This window comes from Dasania marina DSM 21967 (genome assembly GCF_000373485.1).
Lineage (GTDB): Bacteria > Pseudomonadota > Gammaproteobacteria > Pseudomonadales > Dasaniaceae > Dasania > Dasania marina.
In genome coordinates, this window is sequence record NZ_KB891588.1 from 1 (window position 1) to 13,939 (window position 13,939).

Consider the following 13,939-nt stretch of genomic DNA (forward strand, 5'->3'; position numbering starts at 1 on the left):
GGCCATGGGTAGATCGCCGGGTTTCGGGTCTAATGCCTGCAACTATGACGCCCTATTAAGACTCGGTTTCCCTACGCCTCCCCTATACGGTTAAGCTTGCTACAGACATTAAGTCGCTGACCCATTATACAAAAGGTACGCAGTCACAGAACAAGTCTGCTCCCACTGCTTGTACGCACACGGTTTCAGGANCTATTTCACTCCCCTCTCCGGGGTTCTTTTCGCCTTTCCCTCACGGTACTGGTTCACTATCGGTCAGTTAGTAGTATTTAGCCTTAGAGGATGGTCCCCCTATCTTCAATCAGGATATCACGTGTCCCGACCTACTTAATGCGTCAACTATCGCTTTCGTGTACGGGGCTATCACCCTGTATCGCCAGACTTTCCAGACTGTTCCACTAGCTAAAGTTGCTCGGCTAATCCCCGTTCGCTCGCCGCTACTAGGGGAATCTCGTTTGATTTCTTTTCCTCCGGGTACTTAGATGTTTCAGTTCCCCGGGTTCGCTTCCACACACCTATGTATTCAGTGTGGGATAACAGCTTATGCTGCTGGGTTCCCCCATTCGGACATCTCTGGGTAATAACGGTTGGTTGCCACCTAACCAGAGCTTTTCGCAGGCTCCAACGTCCTTCATCGCCTCTAACTGCCAAGGCATCCACCGTGTGCGCTTAGTCGCTTGACCATATAATTAAACAGCCTAGTGGCCTTCCGCTCACTTCGTTTTGTATACCGAAGCGCGCTTTCAACCGGCCAGTTACTACATGCACTTACTTAAAAGTGATTGCCAAGAACTTTGCCACACCATTACGACTTCACTTGGTATGACTACGATCGCCGGATCGTAGATATAAATTTTACACTTGAGAATTCAGTGTTGAACAAGTCGCTATTTGTCATCACAACAAACAGCGCCCATTCGTGATGACTATTGTCGACTAGGACAATAATCATCGTTATCAGCTTATTTATCTTGTTAAAGAACATCAGGTTGTAAAAACCAGAAACAAATATTCTTGTTAAAGAACACTTTTTTCTAATCTCTTAATGTAGTGTGTGCACCATTTAAAATGGTGGAGCTATGCGGGATCGAACCGCAGACCTCCTGGATGCAAACCAGGCGCTCTCCCAGCTGAGCTATAGCCCCATCTAAGTCTCTAGTAACTAGTCAATAGTCGCTAGGGATAAGTGTGTAATTTGTGCTTATCGAGGCGAAGGTTCGCGCCGCGTATTAACAATACGCAAGCGGACATTCAACGAAGAGAAACGCAAATTTGGTAGGCCTGGGCAGACTTGAACTGCCGACCTCACCCTTATCAGGGGTGCGCTCTAACCAGCTGAGCTACAGGCCTAAAACATACCCCGGCCAGTAGACCCTATCTGGGTATCACTACATCAACCAATTTGATCAAGTAATTCGTGTAGGTACTTAAAGAACAATGCTTGCGCACTTTTTAAGGAGGTGATCCAGCCCCAGGTTCCCCTAGGGCTACCTTGTTACGACTTCACCCCAGTCATGAACCACAAAGTGGTGAGCGTCCTCCCGAAGGTTAGACTACCCACTTCTTTTGCAGCCCACTCCCATGGTGTGACGGGCGGTGTGTACAAGGCCCGGGAACGTATTCACCGTGACATTCTGATTCACGATTACTAGCGATTCCGACTTCATGGAGTCGAGTTGCAGACTCCAATCCGGACTACGAGCAGTTTTATCGGATTAGCTCCACCTCGCGGCTTGGCGACCGTTTGTACTGCCCATTGTAGCACGTGTGTAGCCCAGGTCGTAAGGGCCATGATGACTTGACGTCGTCCCCACCTTCCTCCGGTTTGTCACCGGCAGTCTCCTTAGAGTTCCCACCATTACGTGCTGGCAACTAAGGACAAGGGTTGCGCTCGTTACGGGACTTAACCCAACATCTCACGACACGAGCTGACGACAGCCATGCAGCACCTGTCACTCTGCTCCCGAAGGCACCAAGCTATCTCTAGCGAGTTCAGAGGATGTCAAGACCTGGTAAGGTTCTTCGCGTTGCATCGAATTAAACCACATGCTCCACCGCTTGTGCGGGCCCCCGTCAATTCATTTGAGTTTTAATCTTGCGACCGTACTCCCCAGGCGGTCAACTTAGTGCGTTAGCTGCGCCACTAAGAGATCAAGTCTCCCAACGGCTAGTTGACATCGTTTACGGCGTGGACTACCAGGGTATCTAATCCTGTTTGCTCCCCACGCTTTCGCACCTCAGCGTCAGTATTGGGCCAGGCTGCCGCCTTCGCCACTGATGTTCCTCCACATATCTACGCATTTCACCGCTACACGTGGAATTCCACAGCCCTCTCCCATACTCTAGCTATCCAGTATCGAATGCAGTTCCCAGGTTGAGCCCAGGGCTTTCACATCCGACTTAAATAGCCGCCTACGCGCGCTTTACGCCCAGTAATTCCGATTAACGCTTGGACCCTCCGTATTACCGCGGCTGCTGGCACGGAGTTAGCCGGTCCTTCTTCTGTGGGTAACGTCACGGCTAGTTGCTATTAACAACTAACTTTTCCTCCCCACTGAAAGTGCTTTACAACCCTAGAGCCTTCTTCACACACGCGGCATGGCTGCATCAGGCTTTCGCCCATTGTGCAATATTCCCCACTGCTGCCTCCCGTAGGAGTCTGGACCGTGTCTCAGTTCCAGTGTGGCTGATCATCCTCTCAGACCAGCTAAAGATCGTCGCCTTGGTAGGCCATTACCCCACCAACTAGCTAATCTTACGCAGGCTCATCAAATAGCGAGAGGTCCGAAGATCCCCCCCTTTCCCCCGTAGGGCGTATGCGGTATTAGCATGCGTTTCCACATGTTGTCCCCCACTACTTGGTAGATTCCTACGCGTTACTCACCCGTCCGCCGCTCTACTCACCCCGAAGGGCTTTCACGCTCGACTTGCATGTGTAAGGCCTGCCGCCAGCGTTCAATCTGAGCCATGATCAAACTCTTCAGTTTAATCTTTTACCTCTGTCACCTTACCCGAAGGAAAGTAACAAGAGGGAAAGGTTACGCAAATAGCCGAAGCACCTGCTTTACCTTCCAAAATCTCGGCTCAAAAGAATCATTACATTCAAAATATACATTACTGCATGTTGTGTAAGTAACTTAACTTTTGATAATCTTTGTCGCAATTATCATCCAGTAAGCACCCACACGAATTACTTGATCAATTTGTTAAAGAGCGTCTGAATCGCTAGGATTCCCGACTAATTCTTGCTGCGCAGCGCTTAGCGCTTGCCTCAACAAGGGATGCGAATTATACACGCCGCATCCTGTTTGGCAACCTCTTTTTGAAAGTATTTTTTAGCGTCTCGCTAAACCTATTTCCAAAAGAACTTACCGGCGGTGAGAAAACAAATAACTGCGTTTTCCACCCTCTCTACTCGACCGCAGCCTTGTAGAGAGCGGCGCATTATAGACATCTAATCCGCCGTGGCAAGGGCTTTTTAAAATTAATTTCCAAAGCCGTTTTGCCTGTCGAAAAAACCATCAAAAGACTGTCTTTTCAACCTCTTGCTAAGGACTTGCCTCAACCAGAGAGCGGCGCATTATAGGGAGATAAGAGTGAGAGTCAATGAATTACTTGGAGAAACTACGAATTAATTTGAAAACCTTTGGTTACGTTTAAAAAACAACCACAAGCGCTCAGCAAACAGCACAAACAACACCGATGCATAGAGTAATAGCTCGGCGTAGTCCGAGCGCACCAGCCACCAAAAATGTAACAGCACGCACGCAGCAATGATATAAACCAGCTGATGCAAGCGCTTCCAATGCCGGCCCAGTTTTTTAATGGCCCAGCGATTAGAGCTTAACCCCAGCGGCAGCAACAACAACCAGGCAATAATGCCCAAGGCCATATAAGGCCGCTCGCTAAACTCTTCGACAAATATCGCCACATCCCAAGCTACGATAAAATGCACTACCGCCAACATATGCAAGCTAGCATAAAACCAGCAATACAACCCTAGCATGCGCCGGTAGCGCAACAGCTCAGTGACAGTCGTTAAACGTTTAAGTGGCGACACCGCCAGAGTTAACCATAGAAATGTTATAGCCCAAAAACCTAAGGATAATATTAGAACCTTTACTGGGTCCGGCCCCAACTGCCCGGTCACTAACCTCGTCAGCAACCAGAGCAAGGGCAACAGGCAAACGACAAAAACAACAAACTTACGGACAGCCACCGTTAGTAGAACTTTTTCAGATTCATGTCTTTATAGAGATGAGCCACCTGCTCGCCATAACCATTAAACTTTTGGGTTGCTATGCGATTAGGGGTAAAGAACGCGGAAGGCAGGCGCCGTTCAAACTTTTGGCTCCAGCGCGGATGATCCACCTCGGGGTTAACATTGGCATAAAAGCCGTACTCATCAGAGGCCAGGCTCTGCCAAGTGGTATAGGGCTGTTTTTCAAGAAAGCGGATTTTGACTATGGATTTGATGCTTTTAAAGCCATATTTCCAAGGCAACACCAAACGTATAGGCGCGCCATTTTGCTTGGGCAATTCGCGGCCATATAAACCGGTAGCCAAAAAGGCTAAGGGATTCATAGCTTCATCCATGCGCAACCCCTCTCTATAGGGCCAGTCTATAGTCGAGGTAACTGAGCGCAGGCCCCGCATTTCCGAGCGCCGCTCTAAGGTTTCAAATTGGATATAGTTAGCTTTAGCGGTGGGCTGCACTTTTTTGATTAAGTCCGCCAAGGGAAAACCCACCCAGGGAATGACCATAGACCACGCCTCAACACAGCGCAGCCTATAGATGCGCTCTTCTAAATCTACCCAGCTTAAAATATCCTCTAAATGATAACGTGCCGGTTTAGCCACCTCCCCCTCTATAGAGATAGACCAAGGATCAGTCGTCATCGCCTCGGCATAGCGTGCGGGATCGGTCTTATCCATACCAAATTCATAGAAGTTGTTATAGCGCTTAACATCCTCATAGGGTGTTAAGGCCTCATCCGTATAAAAACCCGACTGCGCAGCAGGCTTGCTTTTCCGATATTGAAGAGGCGCTTGGCTGCTACTGGCTAATACGGCCGACGATGACAGCAGACCCGCGGCGGACAATAGAGTGCCTTTCATAAAATCACGACGCCTTAGAAACACCGGCTCTGGCGTGATTTCTGAACTAGGAATATTACTTTTAAACAATTTAGACACCCTTTAGCTCCAATAGACTCTGAAGATTAGACCCGAAACTATAAAAAGATTCCTTAATTAAACAAAATCACCTAACACAGGCTCCGCTCCTTGATTTGCCGCGTAGGCCAAAAACAATTCAGCTGTCGCCAGCGCATCCATAAAAGCATTGTGTGCAGGATAGACTGGCAAATGATAACGTTCCCTGCAGCTAAACAACCGAAGCGCACCCTGTTCAATCATCCTACCTTGTCGCGTGAGCTTCCTTTTTTCCAATTCCAATGTATCAGCCACGATGGCGCATAGTGGCACACCGTATATAGCGCTAGATAGTTTATTTAAAAAAGCCATGTCTAAGCTGGCATGATGAAAAACCAAAACACTACCTGCCGCAGCCTCAAGGAAGCGCTCAAGAATAGACGTTACTTTGCTAGCCTCTATTAAATCCTGATCATGTAGCTGATGATAGACCGCACTTTGCCCCACGTTGTTTTCAAGCTGCACTAAGTGGTATTCGGAGGAGGACATCTGAATCTCCCCCCGCGCCACCGCAACCCAAGCTATGCTAGCCACCTCACCCTGCTGAGCGCTCAGGTCTGTAGTTTCTAAATCTACCACTAAAAAACGGCACTCAGAAAAACCTGTAGATAAACGAGGCCACGGTGCGTCATAATAACGCTTAATAGCCTGATCCCGGCACTGACGGCTATACCACCAACGCTGTAAGTACTTCAGAATCACCCCATGCCACCACGGTATTTCAAACGAATAACATCTTGAGCCTCATGAACCACCTTGAACGCATCGCGTAAATGATGACGGCTTAGGTCCGGCAGATCACGGGGGTTACAATAATTATTAGGCGAGGTTCCCGCAGCCAGTTGCTCGGCCTGATGTTGCACACGCAGCTGCATAATAAAGTCGAAGGCATCCTGCAAATTACGACCATCTACCAGAGTCATTACTTTTTTATCGATCAACGCGGCAATGCGTTCACGGGTATTCACCGCCTCAACACCATTAGCCAAGGCATGAATGCGCACCATATCGACAATGGGCATGACACCGCGCTTTTTTAAATTAAAACTATCGCGGTGTTCACCACTACGTTCAACCAGAAAACGCCTAAAAACACCTAGCGGAGGTGTTTGGCTTAACACATTGGCGGCTAATGCCGCTAAAAAAATCGTATCTTTTTGCGTGATTGACAGCATATGCTGCTGTAACTCATCAGCTAAAGCCTTATCGCCATAGATCACCCGCACATCAAAAAAGATACTCACGCGCATTACTGCATCATCATCAGGCTCATAAGCCCAAGTATTGACCGTTTTTTTCCAGCCCGACAAGGTTTGACGCCACTGACCAGTGGTTGCCATGATCTTGCCATTACAATAAGGGTAGCCACACTGATCCAGCCCATCGCAAACAAAATTCGCTAAGCGCTTAAACCAAACATCGTGCTCAGCCAGCATGGCATTATCAACAATCAGCCCATTATCCTGATCTGCACCTAAAATTTGCTCAACCCTGGCCTGCGAACCGAACCCTAGCCAGGCAAACGGCACGGGTGGCTCACCAAGTTGCTCAATAGCTAACGCAATTAAACGTTGCGTAATCGCATCGCTTACAGCGGTTAACACCTTACTTAGCTGATGCGGCCTACCATCACTTGCCACCCAACTTTGCAGCACTGAAGGCAACGCGGAGGCAATATTTTTTAAGCCCTCTACATCTTGCTGGCGCGAGATATGCTGCACCAAATAAACCGGATCATCTCGCTTAGCCAGCATTAAATCTGAGGTAGTAATCACGCCAACTAATTCGCCCTTATTGATAACCGGTAAATGATGACAACCACGCTGAGTCATTTGCAGTGTGGCATCAAACACAGTATCAGTACTGGCAATCGAATAAGGGTCGGCCGTCATAACCTGCTCTATAGGTGCATCAACACTGACACCTTGGCTGAGCACCCGAGAGCGTAAATCTCTATCGGTCACTATGCCTAGCAGCATTTTTCCATCCATCACCATCGCGGAAGACACCCTAGCAGAGGTCATGATTTTGGCCGTTTCTTGTATTGTGGTGTGCACCGCCACAGTGAGCACATTCTCACACATTAGAGACGACACCGGCTGCATCATAATATGGCTATGGGCTTCGTAACGAACAGCACGACGCAAACGGCGGCTGCGCTGACTGTGAAAATAGCGATCAAAAAAACGATGCTGTTCACGTAAAAGCTGATAATCATCGGCGGGTAAGCAGTAAAGCAAACAGTCTTCGATAATAACGGCTTTTACGCCATCGTTATCGGCATTTAAACCATCGAGGTTGAAGCTTTCAGTTTCAGCTAAGCGATCTAACAGCTGACCATCGTGGCTACGAATTTCTACCGCACCACTACGCAATATTCTTAAGCCACTGGCTTGATTCACATCTACCGTTAACACTTGCCCTTTACGGTAATAAATAATATGTAGCTGCCTGGCAATGTCATTTAACGCTGGCGCACTCAAGCTATTAAAAGGCAAACAATCTTGCATAAATTCTATGATGGGTAAAATTTCTGGCTGATCCGTAAGTTGTACCAAGCTTGATACTCCTATTGTCACTACCCGCTAAACACACACATCGCAGGATTTACGAACGAAAATCTTTTCTGAAGCTTGTTTCGTACTTTAGAAAAGGCATAGCTGTTTCGGCATAATAAACACTACCCTCAGAGGAGACCACAATGCGCAAAATCTGGCTTTCAGGTTGATCAACATGCAAACGAATAAGCCAAGCCTTGCCATCATCAGAATCTAACTGCATCAGTTTTGGCTCACCCTCGTCACTGGTATTATGAACCACAGAAACCATTGCCTCAGTTAATGGAAACTCTGATTCTATGTGTAGCAATAATGAAGCCCCCTCCTCAGCACTGCCCCTCACGCGAATATGGAAATTACCGTTTTTTAATTCGCACTGGCCACTGGCATACCGACAATTAGGTAATTGCACCAATTCATAGCTCCCCCCTTTTACCGCCTTGTGTGGTTGCTCAGAGACTAGATAATCTGTCGCGAAGTAGCCCAATACGGCCAAAATAGGCGTCACGATTAACGCCATAATTACATGCTTGTTCTTAAACATAGCTAACCTTTACAATAAAAAAGGGCTCTTCTAGAGCCCTGAACGGTTGAGACCTAATTTAATAATAACGACATCTTAGTGGTCTTGCGCAGTTTCCACACCTTTAGGCATGCGAATATGCTCAACAAGATCTTGGACATATTGGGGTGGTGCTTTAGTCACTGCTGATACTGCAAAGGCCGTGGCAAAGTTACACACTGCACCGATGGCACCAAAGGCGTTAGGCTCAATACCGAAAAACCAGTTAGGCGGCAAGTCACCCAAGAAGGCAGTGCTCTCCACAAACATAATACCTTTGTGCTGGAACACATACAGCAGCGTCACCGTCAAACCTACTAACATACCCGCAATGGCGCCTTCTTTATTAATACGTTTATTGAAGATACCCATCATCAGCACAGGGAATATAGAGGAAGCAGCCAAACCAAAAGCCAAGGCAACCGTACCTGCAGCAAAATCAGGCGGGTTGAACCCTAAGTAACCGGCAAATGCGATAGCACCTGCCATTGCCACCCGGCTTGCTCGTAACTCCTGCTTATCTGTGATGTGAGGCATAAACACCCCCTTCAACAAATCATGGGATATTGCTGAAGAAATAGCCAACAACAAACCAGCCGCTGTTGATAACGCCGCAGCCAAGCCGCCAGCAGCCACTAAGGCAATCACCCAGTTAGGTAATTTAGCAATCTCGGGGTTAGCCAACACCATGATATCTCTATCAATTTTCACCATTTCGTTGGTTTTGGCATCTGAAGTGTATTGAATACGGCCATCACCATTTTTATCTTCAAATTCCAGTAAGCCTGTTTTTTCCCAGTTTTTAAACCAAACCGGGCGATCTTCGTAAACCAGGTTCTCTGAACTTGTAGGCGGGTTAATGGTGTTCATCAAGTTTAATCTAGCCATGGCTGCAACTGCTGGTGCCGTTGTGTATAACACCGCAATAAAGATTAAAGCCCAGCCTGCCGAGGTGCGCGCATCTTTTACGGTAGGTACCGTGAAGAAGCGAATGATTACATGCGGTAAACCAGCCGTACCAATCATTAACGACATGGTGTAGACAAACATATTTAAGGTACTAAGCCGTGCGGATGTCGTGTACTGGGCAAAGCCCAAATCCATTACCACCTGATCGAGCCGGTCCAATAAAAAGGTTTCCGAGCCCGTCATCGTACTACCCAAGCCCAATTGCGGAATGGGGTTGCCGGTTAAATTAAGGGAGATAAAAACAGCAGGTATCGTGTAGGCAAAAATTAACACGCAGTATTGTGCAATTTGGGTATAGGTTATGCCTTTCATACCACCGAGCACGGCGTAGAAAAACACGATGATCATCCCTACGATTAAGCCAGTATTGTAATCCACCTCAAGGAAACGAGAGAACGCAACGCCTATGCCTTTCATCTGGCCAATAACATACGTTACTGAAGCCACAATTAAACAGATAACCGCCACGATTCGTGCCGTTTTGGAATAAAAGCGGTCGCCGATAAATTCAGGCACGGTAAATTTGCCGTACTTCCTCAAATAGGGTGCTAACAACATAGCTAGTAATACAAAGCCACCTGTCCAACCCATTAGAAAGACTGAGCCACCATAACCGAGAAAAGCAATTAAACCGGCCATACCAATAAAGGAAGCTGCCGACATCCAGTCAGCGGCTGTCGCCATACCGTTAGCTATAGGATGAATACCGCCACCAGCCACATAAAACTCTTTGGTTGATCCGGCTCGCGCCCAGATGGCAATACCGATATAAAGCGAAAATGTACAGCCTACAACAATATAGGTGAGTGTTTGAAGTTCCATAACCTTGCCCCTACTCTTCGTGTACGCCGTATTTGCGATCAAGCTTACCCATCAGCCTGGCATATACGAATGTTAAAATGACAAAGGTATAAATTGAACCTTGCTGAGCAAACCAAAACCCCAATTTATAGCCACCTAGGCGAAATTCGTTCAATACATCGACGAATAGAATTCCGCAACCAAATGACACGAAAAACCAAACAATCAATAACTTATACATTATCCCTACGTTTTCTTTCCAATAGGCTTTTGCGTCAGCCTCGCTTTTAAATGCCATGTCAGCATCCTCCTGAACCTAAACGTTTTATTGTTAGGTTTAATTAGAAAACATTGCGACCAAAACCGGTATTGGACTTTAGTCTATGAAGCTATCCACACAGGTAGAGCCCTAGATAGTAAATTTCCACGACAATTGCAGATAATTAGAGTCTATGGCTTCGCTGGCAGAGTTATCGTCAACCTCAAAATTACCCAATTCAACACCTACCGATAAGCTGGGTGTGAGCTGCTTAATTAAATTAACCCCCCAGTGGCTACGTTCATATTCCAGCACATCTGTTTCGGCGTAACCGTAATAAGCCGTGCTGCGCCACTCACTATTCCATATATGCCTATAGGCAACGGTATAGGCGGTGGTTTCTTCAACTTCAACCTTGCCTGTTTCTGGGTCAATAACAATATCGGTTACCATGCCCGCACCTACATAGCGGCCTGATTCACCCACATTAATTTGAAAACGGATGTCATCTTCTTGCCCAACCTTGATTCGGCCACCTACATTAGCCGCAAAAGCCGTTTCATCGATACCCGCATCACCTTCATCAAGCTGACGTAATAAGCCGGCAACCTGCACCTCGCCCCAATCACCTTTAAATTTATAACTGGCAATTAAATCAGGGCTAGTTTCATCGGAATCAGCCGCAGCGCCACTCAAACCACCACCCGTACTTGGTGCATCAATAGTGCCGTCCCCCCAAGTTTCAGGGTTTTCAACCGCCACACTAAAGTTACCTTGGGTATAGCGGATTTGAGGTTGGCGAACAAATGATTCAGCGACAATAGCACCAGCAAAGTCCAGTGCCTCAGGAAAGGCATTAACCGGCAGGAACGTTGTCCAGTACTGACCCGCTATCCAATTTTTATATTTTATAATCGCATGACGCAAACGAGGATTGGTAGAATTGGTGGCAACCTCATTACCATCGCCGCCGTAAAAATCCATTTCTATAAAAGCGGTCACATCACCGTGTGTATAAGTGGTATTAAAACGGGTTTCCCTAGCATTAAAACCGGTATGGGAAGTGTCTATAGCGCCTGGATTATTACCACGCCAATAATCTTGATAAGCCACATCTCCGTCAACATGGCGCACATCTAATTTTACATAACCGCCAAATGAAATCTTATCGCCGTTTTGTAGATCAATTTCAAGTGCCGAAAACGCCTGTGTTGACGACATCGCTGCAACAGCAGCCAGTAGCTTTATCGATGTTTGTTTTGTATTCATGCTCAGCCCTTCCCCATCATTTGTTATTTGACAAGCGCAGACTGCTACTTTTTTAACCAACTGACTATTAGCTATTAGTCGTATATCGACTAAAGTCTAATGCCTGCTATGAACACGCCATATATTAACTCTCTTCATTACCCCTATACGACCAATGTCTAATATCGCTTAAGACCAAAGTTGTTAATACTCCGCCCGATAACTGTTCTTGGCTATGACCAAACTTTCCGCATCAAACATAAGTAGGATAAAATCATGAGCGCGCAATCCCTATACCCCGTCAACCCTGAATTAGCTGACTCCGCTCACATTAATGATGAAACATATCAGCAACTCTATAAACAGTCGGTAGAAGACCCCAGCCAGTTTTGGAAACAACAAGCAATGCGCTTGGATTGGAGCAAGCCCTTCACCGAAGTTAAAAGCACCTCCTTTAAAAAAGAAGATTTTCATATCCGCTGGTTTGCCGATGGTGAACTCAACACCAGTGCTAATTGTATCGATAGGCATTTAGTAAAAAACGCACAACAAATAGCCATTACCTGGGAGCCCGATAGCGAAACTGACGCGGTTAAAACCTACACCTATCAGCAGCTGCACGATGAAGTATGCCGCTTAGCTAACGGATTGAAAGCAATTGGCGTTAGCAAAGGCGATGTTGTCACCCTATATATGCCTATGATTCCCGAAGCTATTTTTAGCATGCTGGCCTGCGCTCGCATTGGCGCCGTGCACTCTGTGGTATTTGCTGGTTTTTCTCCGGAAGCATTAGCCGGCCGCATTGAAGATTGCCATTCTTCTTATGTCATCACCGCCGATGAAGGTTTACGAGGCGGCAAGGCCGTTTCGTTAAAAGATAATGTCGACCTCGCCGTTCAACACTGCCACAGCACTGAAGTCAAAAATGTAGTGGTGTTTAAACACACTCAAGGCGAGATCACTTGGCATAATGAAAGAGATATTTGTTACAAAACCTTAACCGATCAACAAAACGCAAATTGTCCACCGCTAGCAGTGAATGCAGAAGACCCCTTATTCATTCTTTACACCTCTGGGTCTACCGGCAAAGCCAAGGGTGTTCTACATACCAACGGCGGCTATTTGGTTTACGCCTCACTCACCCATGAAGTTATTTTTAATTATCAACCGGGTGAAAATTATTGGTGTATGGCTGATATAGGTTGGATCACCGGCCATACCTATGCGGTGTATGGCCCCCTCTCTAACGGCGCCTCCATTGTTATGTATGAAGGTGTACCCAACTCACCCGATGCGGGCAGAATGGCACGGATTATAGAAAAACATCATGTCACCACCGTTTATACCTCGCCTACCGCTATTCGCGCGTTAATGGCTGAAGGGGATGCTGCAACTAAAGGCGTCGACTTATCTTGTATCAATATTTTGGCAACTGCCGGTGAGCCAATCAACCCAGAAGCTTGGCGTTGGTTTTACGATAAGTTTGGCAGCAAGCAAAGCCCTATCTTAGATACTTGGTGGCAAACTGAAACGGGCGGCGTAATGATTACCCCACTGCCAGGTGCAACGGCGTTAAAACCAGGCTCAGCCACGCGCCCATTCTTTGGTATTCAGCCCGCATTAATGGACAACGACGGTAACCTGCTCGAAGGGAAAAACAGTGGTAATTTGGTCATCCTTGATAGCTGGCCAGGACAAATGCGCACCATCTATGGCGACCATCAACGCTTTTTCGACACTTACTTTTCAACCTTCGAGGGTTGCTACTTTACCAGCGATGGAGCCATGCGCGATGAAGATGGCTACTACTGGATTACTGGTCGGGTAGATGATGTATTGAACGTGTCCGGCCACCGTATGGGCACAGCAGAAGTTGAAAGTGCTTTAGTTGCCCATGCCAGTGTTGCAGAAGCCGCTGTAGTCGGTGTACCTCATAGCATTAAAGGTCAGAGCATCTACATCTACATCACCCTTAACAAAGGTCACCAAGGCGACCCCGCCATGGAGCAAGAGCTAAAACAATGGCTGCGTAAAGAGATAGGCCCAATTGCAACCCCTGATATTATTCAGTGGTCGCAGGATTTACCGAAAACGCGTTCAGGCAAAATCATGCGACGTATTCTGCGTAAAATTGCCACCGATGAGTACGATAGTTTGGGAGATATCTCAACCTTAGCCGACCCAAGCGTGGTGGAGAAACTTATCAGCGACCACCAAATGATTAACGCTGCCGCAACTTAATAGTTGTTTAATTAAGCGTTACCAGCGCAAACACCAAAATACCCCATTGCATACTTTGTACAATGGGGTATTTTAGTTTTAACTACA

Annotated in this window: 9 protein-coding genes, 2 tRNA genes and 2 rRNA genes; 1 reads left to right on the forward strand and 12 read right to left on the reverse strand. The window is 47.0% G+C overall.

Going from position 1 to position 13,939, the window contains the following annotated elements:
* The 12 genes from B067_RS0116150 to B067_RS0116205 all read right to left on the reverse strand — a co-directional run.
* Positions 1-683: ribosomal RNA gene (locus B067_RS0116150) — 23S ribosomal RNA — on the reverse strand; the annotation flags it as partial.
* Positions 684-1,069: 386 nt separating this feature from the next.
* Positions 1,070-1,145 (reverse strand) — tRNA-Ala (locus B067_RS0116155).
* 128 nt (positions 1,146-1,273) lie between these two features.
* Positions 1,274-1,350, reverse strand: a tRNA-Ile gene (locus B067_RS0116160).
* A gap of 103 nt (positions 1,351-1,453) precedes the next feature.
* Positions 1,454-2,987, reverse strand: a 16S ribosomal RNA gene (locus B067_RS0116165).
* 644 nt (positions 2,988-3,631) lie between these two features.
* On the reverse strand, positions 3,632-4,150 hold the full coding sequence (locus B067_RS20730) for a protein-methionine-sulfoxide reductase heme-binding subunit MsrQ (protein ID WP_019531126.1): 519 nt from the start codon (positions 4,148-4,150) through the stop codon (positions 3,632-3,634).
* Positions 4,151-4,221: 71 nt separating this feature from the next.
* Positions 4,222-5,172 (reverse strand): protein-methionine-sulfoxide reductase catalytic subunit MsrP, encoded by a 951-nt coding sequence (gene msrP / locus B067_RS0116175; RefSeq protein ID WP_276201907.1) that lies wholly within the window; start codon positions 5,170-5,172, stop codon positions 4,222-4,224.
* Between the two features lie 81 nt (positions 5,173-5,253).
* Positions 5,254-5,916, reverse strand: coding sequence for an exonuclease domain-containing protein (locus B067_RS0116180; protein WP_019531128.1), 663 nt, complete (start codon positions 5,914-5,916; stop codon positions 5,254-5,256).
* Complete coding sequence (locus B067_RS0116185) at positions 5,913-7,772, reverse strand: putative nucleotidyltransferase substrate binding domain-containing protein (RefSeq protein WP_019531129.1); 1,860 nt, start codon at positions 7,770-7,772, stop codon at positions 5,913-5,915. Before B067_RS0116185 ends, B067_RS0116180 begins: the two co-directional genes overlap by 4 nt.
* A 49-nt stretch (positions 7,773-7,821) precedes the next feature.
* Complete coding sequence (locus B067_RS0116190; protein WP_019531130.1) at positions 7,822-8,316, reverse strand: hypothetical protein; 495 nt, start codon at positions 8,314-8,316, stop codon at positions 7,822-7,824.
* A 75-nt stretch (positions 8,317-8,391) separates the two neighbouring features.
* Positions 8,392-10,125, reverse strand: a complete 1,734-nt coding sequence (locus B067_RS0116195) for a sodium:solute symporter family protein (protein WP_019531131.1) — start codon at positions 10,123-10,125, stop codon at positions 8,392-8,394.
* Positions 10,126-10,135: 10 nt separating this feature from the next.
* Positions 10,136-10,402: a DUF4212 domain-containing protein gene (locus B067_RS0116200; protein ID WP_019531132.1), complete on the reverse strand. Its 267-nt coding sequence runs from the start codon at positions 10,400-10,402 to the stop codon at positions 10,136-10,138.
* A gap of 111 nt (positions 10,403-10,513) precedes the next feature.
* Positions 10,514-11,632 carry a DcaP family trimeric outer membrane transporter gene (locus B067_RS0116205; RefSeq protein ID WP_019531133.1) on the reverse strand — a complete coding sequence of 373 codons (1,119 nt, stop codon included), beginning with the start codon at positions 11,630-11,632 and terminating at the stop codon, positions 10,514-10,516.
* Positions 11,633-11,887: 255 nt separating this feature from the next.
* Here B067_RS0116205 and acs point away from each other — a divergent pair, with 255 nt between their 5' ends.
* A complete protein-coding gene (gene acs / locus B067_RS0116210) occupies positions 11,888-13,852 on the forward strand; it encodes an acetate--CoA ligase (RefSeq protein WP_019531134.1) in 1,965 nt (654 codons plus the stop codon).
* Positions 13,853-13,939 lie beyond the last annotated feature (87 nt).